General features: G+C 38.9%; 18 protein-coding genes and 1 tRNA gene. 11 read left to right on the forward strand and 8 right to left on the reverse strand.

Features of this window, described 5'->3' with window-relative positions; translation table 11 throughout:
* Positions 1 to 68: 68 nt before the first annotated feature.
* A complete protein-coding gene (locus T391_RS0100540; RefSeq protein WP_027326703.1) occupies positions 69 to 929 on the reverse strand; it encodes a menaquinone biosynthesis family protein in 861 nt (286 codons plus the stop codon).
* A 105-nt stretch (positions 930 to 1034) separates the two neighbouring features.
* Between T391_RS0100540 and recA the strand changes: the two genes are divergently transcribed.
* From recA to T391_RS0100565, 5 genes are read left to right on the forward strand one after another with little or no spacing between them, the layout of a single operon-like run.
* Positions 1035 to 2069, forward strand: a complete 1035-nt coding sequence (gene recA / locus T391_RS0100545; protein ID WP_027326704.1) for a recombinase RecA — start codon at positions 1035 to 1037, stop codon at positions 2067 to 2069.
* A gap of 9 nt (positions 2070 to 2078) precedes the next feature.
* Positions 2079 to 3353 (forward strand): phosphopyruvate hydratase, encoded by a 1275-nt coding sequence (gene eno / locus T391_RS0100550; RefSeq protein WP_027326705.1) that lies wholly within the window; start codon positions 2079 to 2081, stop codon positions 3351 to 3353.
* Positions 3353 to 3646, forward strand: a complete 294-nt coding sequence (locus T391_RS07470; RefSeq protein ID WP_051420491.1) for a hypothetical protein — start codon at positions 3353 to 3355, stop codon at positions 3644 to 3646. The genes eno and T391_RS07470 overlap by 1 nt, the downstream gene beginning before the upstream one ends.
* Positions 3643 to 4239 carry an AMIN domain-containing protein gene (locus T391_RS0100560; RefSeq protein WP_027326706.1) on the forward strand — a complete coding sequence of 199 codons (597 nt, stop codon included), beginning with the start codon at positions 3643 to 3645 and terminating at the stop codon, positions 4237 to 4239. The genes T391_RS07470 and T391_RS0100560 overlap by 4 nt, the downstream gene beginning before the upstream one ends.
* 23 nt (positions 4240 to 4262) lie before the next feature.
* Entirely contained in the window at positions 4263 to 4730 is a 468-nt protein-coding gene (locus T391_RS0100565) for a shikimate kinase (protein ID WP_267891633.1), read from the forward strand.
* Here the strand turns inward: T391_RS0100565 and T391_RS0100570 are convergent.
* The 7 genes from T391_RS0100570 to T391_RS0100600 all read right to left on the reverse strand — a co-directional run bounded on the left by T391_RS0100570 (position 4708) and on the right by T391_RS0100600 (position 9344).
* A complete protein-coding gene (locus tag T391_RS0100570; protein ID WP_027326708.1) occupies positions 4708 to 5388 on the reverse strand; it encodes a F0F1 ATP synthase subunit A in 681 nt (226 codons plus the stop codon). The genes T391_RS0100565 and T391_RS0100570 overlap by 23 nt on opposite strands.
* A 243-nt stretch (positions 5389 to 5631) precedes the next feature.
* Entirely contained in the window at positions 5632 to 6513 is an 882-nt protein-coding gene (locus T391_RS0100575) for a carbon-nitrogen hydrolase (protein ID WP_027326709.1), read from the reverse strand.
* Positions 6513 to 6668: a hypothetical protein gene (locus T391_RS08620; RefSeq protein WP_169728200.1), complete on the reverse strand. Its 156-nt coding sequence runs from the start codon at positions 6666 to 6668 to the stop codon at positions 6513 to 6515. The genes T391_RS0100575 and T391_RS08620 overlap by 1 nt, the downstream gene beginning before the upstream one ends.
* Before the next feature lie 2 nt (positions 6669 to 6670).
* Complete coding sequence (locus T391_RS0100585; RefSeq protein WP_027326710.1) at positions 6671 to 7345, reverse strand: tRNA threonylcarbamoyladenosine dehydratase; 675 nt, start codon at positions 7343 to 7345, stop codon at positions 6671 to 6673.
* Entirely contained in the window at positions 7342 to 8115 is a 774-nt protein-coding gene (gene surE / locus T391_RS0100590) for a 5'/3'-nucleotidase SurE (RefSeq protein WP_027326711.1), read from the reverse strand. Before surE ends, T391_RS0100585 begins: the two co-directional genes overlap by 4 nt.
* 1 nt (position 8116) lies before the next feature.
* Positions 8117 to 9199 carry a glycosyltransferase family 10 domain-containing protein gene (locus T391_RS08345; RefSeq protein WP_051420492.1) on the reverse strand — a complete coding sequence of 361 codons (1083 nt, stop codon included), beginning with the start codon at positions 9197 to 9199 and terminating at the stop codon, positions 8117 to 8119.
* A gap of 60 nt (positions 9200 to 9259) precedes the next feature.
* Positions 9260 to 9344, reverse strand: a tRNA-Leu gene (locus tag T391_RS0100600).
* A 190-nt stretch (positions 9345 to 9534) separates the two neighbouring features.
* Here T391_RS0100600 and T391_RS0100605 point away from each other — a divergent pair.
* The 6 genes from T391_RS0100605 to T391_RS0100630 all read left to right on the forward strand — a co-directional run bounded on the left by T391_RS0100605 (position 9535) and on the right by T391_RS0100630 (position 15870).
* Positions 9535 to 10563: a ribonucleotide-diphosphate reductase subunit beta gene (locus T391_RS0100605; RefSeq protein WP_027326712.1), complete on the forward strand. Its 1029-nt coding sequence runs from the start codon at positions 9535 to 9537 to the stop codon at positions 10561 to 10563.
* A complete protein-coding gene (locus T391_RS0100610; RefSeq protein ID WP_233709523.1) occupies positions 10529 to 11287 on the forward strand; it encodes a carbon-nitrogen hydrolase family protein in 759 nt (252 codons plus the stop codon). The genes T391_RS0100605 and T391_RS0100610 overlap by 35 nt, the downstream gene beginning before the upstream one ends.
* Positions 11284 to 11997, forward strand: coding sequence for a prepilin peptidase (locus T391_RS0100615; RefSeq protein WP_027326714.1), 714 nt, complete (start codon positions 11284 to 11286; stop codon positions 11995 to 11997). The genes T391_RS0100610 and T391_RS0100615 overlap by 4 nt, the downstream gene beginning before the upstream one ends.
* Entirely contained in the window at positions 11990 to 13009 is a 1020-nt protein-coding gene (locus tag T391_RS0100620; protein WP_027326715.1) for an LptF/LptG family permease, read from the forward strand. The genes T391_RS0100615 and T391_RS0100620 overlap by 8 nt, the downstream gene beginning before the upstream one ends.
* A gap of 223 nt (positions 13010 to 13232) precedes the next feature.
* Positions 13233 to 13685, forward strand: coding sequence for an RDD family protein (locus T391_RS0100625; protein ID WP_084340072.1), 453 nt, complete (start codon positions 13233 to 13235; stop codon positions 13683 to 13685).
* Positions 13678 to 15870 carry an LPS-assembly protein LptD gene (locus T391_RS0100630; protein WP_051420494.1) on the forward strand — a complete coding sequence of 731 codons (2193 nt, stop codon included), beginning with the start codon at positions 13678 to 13680 and terminating at the stop codon, positions 15868 to 15870. The genes T391_RS0100625 and T391_RS0100630 overlap by 8 nt, the downstream gene beginning before the upstream one ends.
* Position 15871 lies beyond the last annotated feature (1 nt).

The following is a 15871-nucleotide window of genomic DNA, read 5'->3' on the forward strand; positions in this document are numbered from 1 at the left end:
AAACTCTAAAAGGGGGAGGGAGGGGGTTGAATAGAATCCCTTGTATTTAATGTTTGGATCTTGTGAGGTTAGCTGTATCTCAATCCTGTGTATTCTGTGGGGATGAGGCAGTCTTTGGGATCAATTTTGGAAGAGTAGAATCCTTTGTTGTATCCTAGAGCGAAAAGCATCTCAAGTGCTTCAAGTTGGATTGGACTTAGAGAGATGGATTGTGTGTTGGCATATAGATTGAGATAAGTGTTTAAATCTTCCTCATTTACACGCACTAGATTGCGCTCAAGGAGCATTTTGGAGAGCAGGGGTTTGTATTTTGTGGCAATTGTGACTGCTTTGGTCAAGACATCTTGGATTGTGATTGCTTGATTGAGTGGGATAGAGCGTGAGATGGCCATACCACCAAGAGGTAAGGGTAATTCTTTGTGCGTCATCTCTAGCCAAATATCCCACAAAAATGCTTCAACAACAAGAGAAGGATCAAAATTGAGAATTGATTCATGAATCAAAACCCCAGCATCGACTTCTCCACTCAAAACAGCTCCTTCAATTTCTAAGAAATTTTTATACACGATGCGTGCATTTGGGTATTTGAGCCTAAAGAGAAGAGCATTGCTTGTATGTTCTCCACTGAGTGCAACTTTGAAATTTTTCTTAAGTGTAGTTGTTGATTTTTTGATGAGTTTTGGACCATATCCATCACCAAAACTCAATCCCGTGGTAAGTAAAGCATAATCTTGCACAATCAGAGGATACACCCCAAAGGAGATCGCGCTTACTTCATAGCGTTTTTGGAGTGCTAGAGCATTGAGTGTTTGGATATCTAGTGCAAGATTGGAGAAGGGGCATGGAGTATCTACCCACCCAAAGACAATCGCATAATACATAAACAAATCATCAGCATCTGGACTATGCGCGATACAAATCTCTCTCATACACCAACCTTCATAGCTAAAATAGATCAAAGATTCTACCAAAATCAAAATCGCAAGCTTTCTTTGAGATAAAATCACTTCACTAAAATATCAAGAAGGAATCAAATGAGTATCGATGAACAAAAGAAAAAGGCCATCGAGCTTGCCCTCAAACAAGTAGATAAGGCATTTGGAAAAGGAGCCTTGGTGCGTTTGGGAGATAAGCAGGTCGAGAAGATTGAATGTATTTCAACAGGTTCGCTCGGGCTTGATATGGCTTTGGGGATTGGGGGGATTCCAAAGGGGAGGATTATAGAAATTTATGGACCAGAGAGTTCTGGAAAAACGACTTTGAGTTTGCAAATCATTGCAGAATGTCAAAAAAATGGCGGAATCTGCGCATTTATCGATGCTGAACATGCATTGGATGTGTATTATGCAAAAAAACTTGGTGTAGATATTGAGAATCTCTTGGTGTCTCAGCCAGATAATGGTGAGCAAGCACTAGAAATCTTGGAGACGCTGACACGAAGTGGCGCTGTGGATTTGGTTGTTATTGATTCAGTTGCAGCTCTCACGCCTAAGGCTGAGATTGATGGAGATATGGGAGATCAGCATGTCGGACTTCAAGCAAGATTGATGAGTCATGCACTCCGCAAAATCACAGGTGTGCTTCATAAAATGAACACGACTTTGATTTTTATCAATCAGATTCGGATGAAGATTGGGATGATGGGGTATGGAAGTCCAGAGACGACAACGGGTGGAAATGCACTTAAGTTTTATGCAAGTGTGAGGATTGATATCAGGCGCATCGCAACACTCAAGCAAAATGAGCAACAAATCGGAAATCGTGCCAAAGCCAAGGTCGTCAAAAATAAAGTTGCTCCACCTTTTAGAGAGGCTGAGTTTGACATCATGTTTGGTGAGGGGATTAGTAAAGAGGGTGAGATTATCGATTATGGCGTGAAGCTAGATATTATTGATAAAAGCGGAGCATGGCTTAGTTATGGGGCGATGAAGCTTGGTCAGGGGCGTGAAAATGCCAAGCTTTTTTTGAGAGATAATCCAGAGGTGAGTGATGAGATCGTGGGGAAAATTAAAGAGCAAATTGGTGGGCAGGATGAGATTATGCCATTGCCTGAAGAAGCAGAATTTTAAGGAGAAAGTATGTCAGTGATTACACAAATTGATGCGATGGAGGTTTTGGATAGTCGAGGTAATCCAACAGTTCGCGTGACTCTTGAGCTAAGTGATGGTGTGTGTGAGAGTGCGATCGTCCCAAGTGGGGCAAGCACAGGAAAAAGAGAAGCTCTAGAGCTTCGTGATAATGATCGCACAAGATATATGGGCAAAGGTGTTCAAAAGGCATGCAAGCATGTGAATGAAATCATCAAAGAAGCTTTGATGGGCACAGAATCTGGTCGTCAAAATGATGTAGATTCTGTGATGAGGGCATTGGATGGGACAGAGAATTATTCTTCTCTTGGTGCAAATGCGATCTTGGGTGTTAGTATGGCGTATGCGCGAGCAAGTGCAAGATCTTTGGGGATTCCCTTGTATCGCTATCTTGGTGGTGCAAATGCTTGTGTGCTGCCTGTGCCTATGCTCAATATCATCAATGGTGGAAGCCATGCTGATAATACTGTGGATTTTCAAGAGTATATGATTATGCCTTTGGGGTTTGAGTGTTTTTCTGAAGGATTGCGAGCCTCAGCAGAGGTCTATCAGAATCTCAAAAAGATTCTCAATGAGAGGGGGGATGTGACAGCTATTGGCGATGAGGGTGGATTCGCTCCTAATCTCAAAAACAATCAAGAACCCATTGAGGTGATTTTGAAAGCTATTGAAGCGGCAGGATACAAGGCTGGAGATGAGATCGCGATCGCTTTAGATGTGGCAAGCAGTGAATTAGTCGGTGAGGATGGGTTATATCATCTTGAGGGTGAGGGACGCAAGCTTAGCTCGCTTGAGCTTGTTGAGTATTATGAGAATCTTGTGAGCAAATATCCTATCGTATCGATTGAGGATGGTTTGAGTGAGGATGATTGGGAGGGGTGGAAAATCCTTACTCAAAGACTTGGAGATCGTATTCAGCTTGTGGGAGATGATTTGTTTGTGACAAATGCACAAATTTTGGCTGAGGGAATTGCACAGGGTGTGGGAAATGCGATTTTGGTCAAACCCAATCAAATCGGGAGTGTTTCACAAAGCATGCAGGCAATGAGGCTAGCACAAAGAAATCGCTATCGCTGTGTGATGAGTCATAGAAGTGGAGAGAGTGAAGATAGTTTTATCGCTGATTTTGCAGTAGCTTTAAATTGTGGAGAAATCAAGACAGGATCCACAGCACGCAGCGAAAGGATGGCAAAATATAATCGTTTGCTTGAGATTGAAAGAGAACTAGGGGGCGGAGAATATTTGGGGTGGAATATCTTTCGTTAATGCAGGAAAAAGAGCAATTAGATGAGATGTTTGTAGAGCTCCAAGAGGGGGATGGAGCTAGACAATCAAATGCTAAGCGCGTGATTACTTTATCACTATGTGTTTTGGGAGTTGGGATATATTTATTTTTTCTTTTATTTGGGAGCAATTCTTGGAGTGTTTTGCTGATGCTCAAAAAAGAAAAAAGTGAACTTGAGACACGAACAGAACGGCTTAGAAAAGAAAATGTGGATTTGCAAAAAACGATTTTTGAACTAAGAGGATTGGAACCCTCAAGTGAGGAGCAAAAATGAAAAAAATGCTAGTGATGGTTGCGTTAGTTTTGTTTGCACGGGAAGATCCATTTGAGCTGAAAATATCACCCAAGACAAGTCCACAGAGTATAGAGGGAGCGATCAGTAAGCCCCTAGATAATATTAAAGTCACACTGCCAACAACGACTAGAATCCTCAAAGAAGTCAAGTTTGTCTATCAGAAGCTAGATGGATCGATCGCTGAGGAGAGCGTGAAGATTGATTCAGATATTGATTGGCATTATCCTATCAGCATCTCCCAAATTGAGAATCTTCAAGAAGCAGAGCTAAAAAAGCCTGTAACCTATAAGCTTGATGACTTTGAGCTGACTATTATGGGTAAAAAGATTCAGATTAGCTCTCCTTATAAATTAGAGCAAATCTTTGTTTTGCCAAAGCCATTTAGAATCATTCTTGATCTCAAACGAAAAGACAAAGTGATCGATCAAACTTTGGCACTCAATCGTATGTTTTTCCACGCTTTTTCTGTGGCAACGCATAAGAACTACTATCGCATTTCTCTTGAGCTAGATGGGCAATATGCTTATGATCTTGAGCAGAATCAAAAGGGATATACCATCACCCTCAAATGAGACATTTGGTCTTGATTGGTTTTATGGGGAGTGGAAAATCAACTTTAAGTATGAGATTATCTCTAACTCTTGGTATCCCTTTGATCTCTACAGATAAAATGATTGAAGAGATGATGCAGCGATCAATCCCAGAAATTTTTGATGGATTTGGAGAAGAAGTGTTTCGCCTCAAAGAAAGCGAAGTATTTACCAAGCTTTGCTCTCTTCAAATCCCTCATATTATTGACTGTGGAGGAGGCTTTGGAGCTTATCAAGATGTAAAAAAGTTGGGGGAAGTTGTGTTTTTGAATTTTAGATTGGAAGAGATTTTGGCAAGACTAGATCAAGATGAATATTCCAAACGCCCGCTATTGCATCAAAGTGATCTAAAAGAATTATTTCATAAACGATCTAAACTCTATATGCAGAAAGCTGATTGCGTGCTAGAGAATGATTGTGAGATTGATCGCTTTGTCTGGGAGAGGGCGCTTAATGCCCCTCTTCTTCCATAATTGCTCCAGCAATATAGACATAAGTTAGAATCATAAAAACAAAAGCTTGCAAAAAAGCCATCAATGTAAGAATGGCAAATGCTGGAAGCGGAGCAAGCCATGGGGCAAGCATCAGCATCACAAGCAAAAACATATCATCCCCTTTGATATTTCCAAACAAACGGAATGATAGTGAGATGATTCTAGAAAAGTGCGAGATGATTTCTACTGGAAGCATAAGAGGTGCAAGCAAGGGGACAGGTCCCATAAAGTGGGAAAAATACTTCACAAATCCTTTGGCTTTGATGCCCTCATAATGATAATAAACAAACACAACTAGGGCTAGAACAATAGTAAAACTCCAGCTTGAAGTAGGAGACTCAAAACCTGGGATGATCCCAATAGCATTGGAGAAAAAGACAAAAAGAGCAATTGTCGCTGTGAGGGGGAGATATTTCACAGCAATCTCTCGACTGACTACATCGCTAGCTACATTTAAAATCCCCTCAACAAACCATTCAAAAATATTTTGTAACCCTTGGGGGATAATTTTGAGATTGTTTGTCGCAAGTTTGGCCAAGATAAGAATCAAAAATGCAACAAGAATCGTATAAAACCCGATGATAAAATCATGATCTGAGTTGATTAAGCCCACAAAAGTAAATAATCTTCCTTCCATACAAGAAACCTTTCAATTGATGAAAAATAAACGGCTAATTATGCCAAAAACTTCATAAGAAGATTTTAGATTTGTGACCGATAGAGGGTCTTTTGAGGGAAGTGGGATGAAAGATTGGGGACTGAAAATATCTTGATCAAGATTTTAAGAAAAAGATTGTGATGGCTTAGAAATATTGGGTGCTAGAGCAAGATAAAAAGCAGAGATTTGGATAGGATGATCAACTCCTCAAAAGAGATGATATTAGTCGCAATATCTTTTGAGGATGTCTTGGTAGGATTCGATTCGACGGTCACGCAAAAATGGCCATATACGCCTGACTTCTTCACTTCTCTTCAAATCAATCTGGACTTGTAGGATTTCTTCTTGATCTGTGCTTCCCATGATGAGTTCTTCACCCTGTGCTCCAAAGGCAAAGCTTGATCCCCAGAAGCAAATCCCCTCCATCACCCCACTTGCATCACTCTCAAATCCAACACGATTGACGGCAATTGTGGGGATTCCATTGGCGATCGCATGCCCTCTTTGAATCCCAATCCAAGCCTCTCTTTGACGATCTTTTTCTTCTTGAGAATCGCTTGGAAACCATCCAATCGCTGTGGGATAGATGAGGAGATCAGCACCTTTTAGTGCCATGATTCTCGCACCTTCAGGATACCATTGATCCCAACACACCATCACTCCTAGTTTGCCCAGACTTGTTTTGATCGGCTCAAACCCTAGATCTCCTGGTGTAAAGTAGAACTTTTCATAAAAGCCAGGATCATCAGGAATGTGCATTTTGCGATATTTGCCAGCGATGCTTCCATCACTTTCAAAAACGACAGCAGTATTATGATAAAGCCCAGCACTTCGACGCTCAAAGAGTGAAGTGACAAGCACAACGGAAGCTTCTTTGGCAACTTGAGCAAAGAATTTCACATCATCTTGGAAATCCAGAGCATAATCAAAAAAATGCACATCTTCACTTTGACAAAAATATTCTTGAGTGTGCAATTCTTGCAGTATCACAAGCTTAGCCCCAAGCTTTGAGGCTTGTAAAACTTGCTCTTTTGTAAATTCTAGAGTTTTATGCTTTGTGCCCTTAAAGGCATGTTGAATAAGTGCTGCTCTAAGGATGTCCATCATTCATCCTCATATTCACTATCTGGATTCTGATAATCATCATCATCATATCCTTGGTAATAATCATTTCCCCCATCTTCCTCATCTTCAATGTATTCTTCTTCATAATCAAGGATGTCTTCATCTTCTTGATAGCAATAGATTTTCTCACTCATAATCACTCCTTATATTTAGCTTGAATATCACGCAAGATTTCACTCGCGATTTGTAACCCAAAGCTTCCAGTCACGACATTGCAGCTCCCAAGAGCCTTGCAGTGAGGCACTTCATCAGAAAATATTACTTTAAAATTCCCTCTAAAGCGCTGTTTTTTGAGATTGTCTCGAAACTTTTTAGCAAACCGATCCCCATGGCTTTTCCAAATATTTGAGACCTTAATGAGGAGAGGGTTGAGTTTTTTCGCACTTCCTGTTGAGCTGATATAGGATCCAAATCTTCTACCTTGTGCTTTTTGAGCTAGGAGAATCTTGGCATTGATGTCATCGATGGCATCCACAATGTAATCAAACTGATCAAAATCAAGAGTTTGCAAAAATTCACTTGTGACTTGTGCATGGATTGGAGTGATTCCTTGATAGAGTTTTGAGAGAGCTTGGACTTTGACTTCACCCACTGCTTCAGAGCCGATTTGGCGATTTTGATTGGTGATATCAAAAACATCTTTATCGATAATTGTGATTTGCGTGATTCCGCTTCGATAGAGTGCATCTAGGGCATATCCACCCACGCCCCCAACTCCAAAAATAAGTACTTTTATGTTTTGCATTGTCTCAAAATGGGGGCCAAAAATAATTCTTGAGCGAGTGTAGCGATCGATGATGGGAGTACTCATTGGATCCATCCTTGCAAAGTGTGTAGATCATCAAAACTTGTGAGATCTAGAGTGATGGGGGTGATTGAGATATAGCCCTGCTCAATAGCATCAAAATCTGATAGTGTGATGGCATTATCACGATTTTTCCATCTGAGTGGATGCAATCCAAGCCAAAAATACTCTTCTCCTCTGGGGTTTTTACTCTTTTGTGCTGAATGCTCATAAAGGCGATAGCCCATCTGAGTGATTTTATATCCTTTGGATTCCTTGGCATTGGGGATGTTGATATTTAGAAGTTTGCGATCTCCTAGGGGAAAAGAAGAACTAAAAATTTGAGAAACAATCGCCCTGATGGTTTGCTTGGCAAGAGAGAAATCATTGTGATTTTTGTTTGAATCTTTGAGCACTTGAGAGATGGCAATGGAGGGGATTCCATAGATCACTCCCTCCATCGCACCTGCCACAGTCCCAGAGTATGTGATATCTTCACCCATATTGGAGCCCAGATTGATGCCAGAGATGACGAGGTCGGGCTTTTGGGAAGAGAATAATGAATGCATAGCAAGATAGATGCAGTCTGCTGGCGTGCCATTATCGATTTTGTAATAGTCCTCTTGGATTTGGATGAGCTTGAGAGGTTTGTTGAGGGTAAGTCCGTGGCCACAGGCTGATTTTTCACATGCAGGTGCGACGATCACAACGCGTGCTAGATCGCTCAAAGCTTCTTTAAGCGCCAAAAGCCCATTGGATAAGAATCCATCATCATTGGTTAAAAGTATTGTTTTCATATCAATTGCTCCTTATGAATTTTTGTAGATAAACCATTGGTTTTAAAATCAGAAAATACACTCTTTGAAGATTCCTCAAAAGATGTGTAGAGAATGATCTCTTATAGCCTTTGATGATTGAGGGTGTTCTTTGAGGAAGAGAATCAGAGATTAAGGCATCTTCAATGATTTTTTCTCCCATAATTTGTAAAAAATTATAATCCTCTAATACTCTCCTTCGTGCCTCTATAATATAGTCTAGATTTTTTTCCCATTTTTTTTCTTTTAGCGTATCTTTGATGATTTTGACTGATTCTTTGGGGTTATGAATATCAATCCAGACAAAAGATTCTTTTGGGAAAAAGTCAGCGATATTGTTCGCGCCATAATAAAAGGGCATACAGCCTGCCAAGAAGCAATCTGTAATTTTTTCTGAAAAATAAAAAGGAATCGAGCTGTTTTCAATCGCAATAGAGTAGCGATAGTCTTTGAGGGCTTCAAGTTTGGTTTGAATAAAGTTATGAGATTTCTCACCGCCAAAATAATGAATAGGCAAGGAAGTATTCTTGAGAAATTTTACAAAATTTGCACGATTGATATGTCCTGCAAATGCCTTTTTGTCAAGATTTGCAATGCAAGAAATTTCTTTATGCTTGTTGGGGAAAAAATCAAAAGAAGCAATATCTTGAAAACTTTGTGTTCTATTGTGTTCTAAAAGCCAGTAGATATATGGGGGTGAGGTGATAAATTTACCTTTTTGCTCAAGAAGTTTTGGGACAAAAGCAAAAACTTGTGAGCATTGTGCGTAGGTTTGTGGTGTTTTTGCAAACTCATTTTTGAATGGAATTGCGTATTCTAAATTTCCCTCGATAAAAGGTTCTTGCTGGATTCCCCAGATATTTTGCAGAGGGCAATCAATGGCTGTATCTTGATCGACTTTATTGATCATAATTGTGTAGTCTGTGGGGATATTTTCTGTTGTATAAATGACTTTAAATTGTCCTTTTGTATAAGAGCAGTCATTGTTTTTTGATTGTTGTTTGAGCCATGATTCAACCGATGCATTCTGATAATCACTAATAATTCGCACTTTAATTTCTCGCATCGTTTTCCTTGCTTGATGTAAATGTGATAGATGAGGGAGATAAATACAGAAAAGAAAATGTGGTGCGGAAGAGAGGACTTGAACCTCCACGCCTTGCGGCGCCAGATCCTAAGTCTGGTGCGTCTGCCAATTTCGCCACTCCCGCATATCTTCAAAAGTAACAAAACTACTTTTGAAGGTGGGATTATATCAGAATCTTGCGTGGTAGAAAATATAAATTTGATATAGTTAGAGTTTATAAAAGGAATCAAAAAAATTTAATTTATTTGATACAGCTTTTGGTGTTTATTAAAGATTTACACTTGCACAAAATACATCAGTTCAAAGGATTGGCGATGGAAGTAGAGAGAAAAAAAATTTATAACCCAAATTCAACAGAGAGCGTCAGTGATCGCAAGATCTTTGGTGGGAATCCTACAAGTATGTTTGACCTCAATAAGATCAAATATCAATGGGCATATAATCTTTGGAAAGTGATGCTTGCTAATACTTGGTTTCCCGAAGAAGTCAATATGAATGCTGATAAACGCGACTACAATGGTGGCCTCACAACTCAAGAAAAGCTCGGTTATGATCGGGCATTGGCGCAGCTTATCTTTATGGATTCATTGCAGACAAATAACCTGATTGATAATGTCAATCCCTATATGACTAGCCCAGAGATTAATCTTATCTTGGTGCGTCAGGCTTATGAAGAGGCTTTGCATTCCCAAAGTTATGCTGTGATGGTTGAATCAATCTCTGCAAACACTGAAGAGATCTATGATATGTGGAGAGTGGATATGCAACTAAGATCCAAAAATGACCATATTGCCGAAGTTTATATGGAGCTTGCTTCAAATCCGACTGAAGAAAATCTAGTCAAAGCTATGTTTGCCAATCAGATCTTAGAGGGGATTTATTTTTATAGTGGTTTTAGTTATTTTTATACATTAGCACGATCTGGGAAAATGCTAGGAAGTGCTCAAATGATTCGCTTTATCCAAAGAGATGAAGTGACACATCTTTTGCTTTTTCAAAATATGATCAATTCTGTCAAAAAAGAACGACCTGATTTATTTACAAAGAATCTTGAAGAGGAAGTGGTGGAGATGTTTAAAAGGGCAGTCGAGGTCGAAGTAGCTTGGGGAGAATACATCACACAAGGGCAGATTCTGGGCTTGACGAGTGAGATTATTCGTGAGTATATTCAATATCTTGCTGATGATCGTCTAGCTCATGTTGGTATGCCAAAGATTTATGGATCCAAAAATCCAATCAAATGGGTGGATCAGTTCTCAAGTTTTAATGATCAAAAAACAAATTTCTTTGAAGCCAAGGTGACAAACTATGCTAAGGGAAGCATCAATTTTGATGACTTCTAAGAATCAAAAGATTTATGTTTTGCAATTTAGGGTTCAAGATTGCTTTCAAGCCAATTTAGATCGAGTTTTGGATTTTGCTAAGCGCTGTATCAAAGATTCTATTATTTGCACTCCAAATTTGAGTTTGACAGGCTTTGCATTTGATCGTCTTGAGGAAGCAAGTGAGTTTTCTCAGTATGCACTTGCGCAATATTGTCAGGCGATCAAGGATTGCACGCTAATTACATCAGTGATTGAAAAAATGAATGGAAATTTTTTCAATAATATTAAGGTGATTTGCAATGGGGAGATTATCTATTCTCAGGCAAAAACTCAAGCCTTTCCTCTCAATCATGAGGAAAAGTTTTTGACACAAGGGGATTTGGAAGATGTGGGGTTTTTTTATATTGGGGAGATCAAGTGTGCTGCGATCAATTGCTTTGAGCTGAGGTTTTTGGATATTTGGAAAAAGATTCAGGGAGCTGAGATTATTTTTGTCTTAACTCAGTGGGACAAGGAACGCAAAAGGCATTTTGAGATTCTCTCTCAATCTCTTGCAATTCTTAATCAAGCCTTTGTTGTCTCAAGTGATTGGGCCAATGAGGGATTTTCCAAAGGAAGTGCGATTATTTCACCCTTTGGAGATGTGTATCAAGATGGCAAAAGAGGAGTGGTGCATCGTCAGATTGATCTTGGTGAGATTTGTAAAATGAGAAATTATCTCAAAACAGGATTGCAGCAATGATGGAGCTATGGAATCAGTTTCTGTCTTTGGATGGAGAGATGTGGCTTTGGCTGTGTTTGTTGATTGCTGGGGGGAGCGTTTTGGGAAATGGATTGATTCTTATACACATAACACAGAATAAGATGGGTTTTCTAAACTTTATGATCCGTCTCTTTTATTCCAAAAGTTTGCTTTGGTGTTTTGCTTTTTGTGTGTTTGATTTGTTGCTTGTTGTGATGCTTTATGGAATGAGTCTTTATGCTTTGTTTATGGCATGTGTTTTGTTTTTGTTTTTTGTGATGTCTTATATTGATGCTGTTTTGCTTGCCGTGCCTGATTGGATCAATTTTGTGTGTTTTTTTGGAATCTTTGGAGGCTTGTATTATTTAGAAATGCTAGAAAGTGAGCATTTTATTGCTGCTTTTTGTGTCGCTGGAGGGCTTGCGGTATTGCGAATCTTTGGGAGCTTTGTGTTTAGAAAAGAAATTTTGGGAGAAGCAGATATTATCGTTTTTGCCTCAATGGGATCTTTGGTTATGATTTATCCAAGTCTATATTTGATCGTATTGGCCTGTGTGCTTGCAATGGGCTATATTCTCTGTGTGAGTCTTTTTTCTCTTAAGGGAAAGGAAATCGCACTATCTGGGATCAAAGTGCCATTTGTTGTATTTTTGACTATAGCTTTTGTGTTGATGTTGATTTATCTCCAATATGGAGAGTCTTTTGTATAAAAAATATTTTCTTTGGGCTTTTTCTCAAATCTTTTTCCCCTTTTTTATTGTGCTTTTTTTCGTGTCTTCGGTGATTTTGCTCATTACGATTGCTGGATCAAGCTATGCTATTAAGCTAAGCTTTGTGGATCTGACTTATCTTTTTGTGTATTCTTTGCCTAATACTGTGTTTTTTATCATTCCTATCACTTTTTTTGCTTCATGCACTCTAGCTATCTCAAGATTGTCATATGACTATGAGATGCTCGTTTTTTTCTCTCTTGGGGTTCGACCCTTGGAAGTCATCAGGGTTTTTGTGCCCTTGACACTAATTGTTTCTTTAACTTCGCTTGTTTTTTCTCTTGGTGCGGTTCCTGTCTCCAAAAGAGCCTTTGATAATTTCATAGAGCGTAAGAAAGTTGATGTAGATATCAACTTAAAGGCTGGAGAATTTGGTCAAAAGATTGGGGATTGGCTTGTTTATGTAGGAGGTGTTCAAGATCGGACCTATCGGGATCTTGTATTGTTTTCAATTAGGGGGATGGCATTTGAGAATTTTATCAGTGCCCAAGAGGGGAAGATTACAAATGAGGGTGGTGTCTTTGCTCTCAATTTGTATCGTGGAAAATCCTATATTGCACAACAAGAAGAGTTTAAAAAGGTTATTTTTCAAGAGGCTAGGATCAAGACTCGCGTTGGAGAGGCACCATTGAGTGGATATGATTTGATGGAATACTGGAAGGATGGATTGAGTGGAGAAAGCCATAGTAAGCAAAGAAAATTTGTGAAGGCTATTTTGATCGCTATTTTTCCTCTTGTAAGTTTGTTTTTGATTCCATTGATTGGGGTTGCCAATCCCCGTTATCATAAGAACTTTTCAGCCTTTTATATTTTGAGTTCTGTTGTATTGTATTTTGTTATCACGCAGGTAATGGCTGATGCTGCTCCATTTGTCGCACTTGCTTTGATTCCTATTCTATGGTTTGTGGGATGTTATTTTTTGTATAGATGGAAAATTAAGCCGATTTACTAGGATTTTGTTTATAATTTCAATGCTCAAACGATACGCGATTCTCAATATGCTAGTCTGTTGAAAGATCTTTTTTTTGGATTGAGTAGCGGGCTTTGTGTGCGATTTTTCCGCTTGCAGTCAATAGACGAGGATTTATTACCTAATAAGTCTCTCTTAATCCTAGTTGTAGCGTTGTTAGGCTACGCATCAGAGAAGCGTCGTTTGGGTTTTTTATAGGGTAAATATGATGAATTTAGAAGAAAAACTATATCGTGAGAATCTTCAGTTGGCTTCAGTTGGAAGCCGTTTCTGCGCGTTTTTGATTGATAAATTTTTGATCTCCTTTGTTTTTTTTATTATTTATTGGAATGACTTTTCACAAACCAATGGAGACTATGCGATGATGATTGGTTTGATTTCCAATGTGATTTGGCAGTTTATTTGTTTGAGTATCGCCTATGAAGTTATTTTCTTGGTTTTGTATGGCGCGACTCTGGGCAAGATATTTTTAAAGATCCGTGTGTTGGGAGTTATGCTTTTGGATTCGCCAAGTGTGTTGCATGCTTTGATCCGCACTGTGATGAAAATTTTGAGTGAAAATTTGTTTTATTTTCCTTATTTGTTTTCTCTCTTCTCTCCATTCAAACAAGCCCTTCATGATTATATGGCCAAGACAATTGTGATCAGAAATGCCTAAAAAATCTCTTCTGATTTTTCTCCTAGCCACTTCGCTATTAGCTAAAAATTTGGGTCTCAAATCTAGAGAATCCCAGATTGGTGAGATCACTGCTAACAAGATGGAGCGAAAGGGAGATGAGATTATTGCTCGTGGTAATGTTGTGCTTGTGAGTGGGGATTATTATATCTCGGCTCAAGATCTCAAATACAATCAAAAAACAAAAATTGCTATCATCGAAGGTGAAGCGAGAATCTATCAGGGCAGCACGCTTTTATTATCAGGTGAAAAGATGAAGCTTGATTTTAGTCAAGATCAGTTCTCACTTGATTCTTTGTATTTGCAAAACACAAAGACGGGATTATGGATTAGTGCTACTCAAGCAGATTCAAAAGAGGGAGTTTATTATTTTAGAGAGGGGACTATTTCAGGCTGTGACATTCAATCTCCTGTATGGCATTTGGATGTAAGCTCTGGGAGTTTTGATCAAAATGACAGTGTTTTGACGCTATGGAATGCGCGTGCATATTTGGGAAAGATGCCATTTTTGTATATTCCATATCTAAGATTTAGTACAGGCAATGAAAGAAAAAGTGGTTTGCTCTATCCACAGCTTGCCTATGTTGATCAAGAGGGGCTTTATTATAGGCAGCCTATCTATATTGCTCCGGAAGAATTTTGGGATATGACAATCAGTCCCCAGATTAGAACCTCAAGGGGAGCTGGAGTTTCAGGAGAGTTTAGGTTGGCAACTCCCAACAATAATCTTTTTTTTCTTAAGATGAAATATTTTTATAACCTCAATAATTATGTCAAGAAATTTTCTGCCAAAAATAATCATATCTATGGATTTGATTTGTTTTTCAAGACAAGTAGTGGAACAGGGATGTTGCAGAGATTTCCGACCTTATATGATGGTTTTTTTGCAGATTTATCTTATATGAATGATATTGATTATTTGAGGATTGATGATGTGGGTAAAAAAATCACTGATCGGACTCGGATCTCAAAGCTCAATTACTTCCTCCGCTCCCAAGATCACTACTTTGGAATCTACAACAAATATTTTTTTGATTTTACAAGCTCGGATAATCAAGAGACGCTTCAACTGCTTCCAGGCGTGCAATATCATAAATTTATTGATTCGCTGTATTGGAGGAATCTAATCTATGCCATTGATGTCCAAAGTAACAATGTGGTGCGCTACAGGGGATATGGCTATGTTGAAAATAGCATCTCTCTTCCCTTGAGTGTAGAGTTTCCATTGTTTGGGGATTATGTGTCTTTGGGGATTGGAACAGATTTGGACTTCAGCAATGTCAATCTATATCGCACCCAAGGTATGAGAATCCCTGGAGGATTCCCCTCTTCAAATACAGCTAACTTTTTCACCGCCAATTACAAGGCGAGCTTGACTTCAGATATCGCTAGAGATTATGGGAATTTCTTGCATGTTATGCAGTTTGAGACACGCGTCTCTGGACCCTATTATCGCTACAATAGCTCTATGTTTGATACAGAGGTTTATAAAGCTTATGCTCAAGAGATCAATCAAACAAAGCAGATCTACAACCTATGGAATCCTTTATCAATTGTCGATTTTGAAAGCAATAAACCTGTGTTTGAGGCGAGTTTATCGCAGTATTTTTATACGCGCGATGGACGAACGGCGTTTTATTACAATGTCTCACAAAGACTTAATCTAGAATCTAGAGATTTGCTATTTTCCTCAAGTATGCAAAATGAGATAGGTTCCTCACCTATTGAAGGATTAAATCTTAAGGGAACCTTGCGGTATTCATTTTTGCATGATGCAATCGAATCAGCATCTGCCAATATGAATTTCTCGCGTTGGAGACTAACAAGCTCATTTGGCTACTATTACAAAAATGTATTTACTTCTAACAATGTCAATACGGATGCAAATTTTTTAAATTTCTCTCTCAAAAATGATTTTGGATATTTTGCTTTGGGTGGAGATATGAATTATGACTTTATCAATATGAATGTCAAGGATTGGACACTGACCCTATCCACAGATATTCGATGTTTTGGAATTTCATTTGTATTTGGTCAAGAATTTGCACCCATATTGACAGACCTTCCAAATCAGCCCATCAAAACTGTGACCAATAACTATGTCAAAATCGAGTTTAGGGTGATTCCCCTTGGCGGAGTTGGAGCCTCTTATCGCTTTAAGAAATAAT

The sequence above is a fragment of the Helicobacter pametensis ATCC 51478 genome (assembly GCF_000518225.1).
In the GTDB taxonomy this organism is placed as follows: Bacteria; Campylobacterota; Campylobacteria; order Campylobacterales; family Helicobacteraceae; genus Helicobacter_G; species Helicobacter_G pametensis.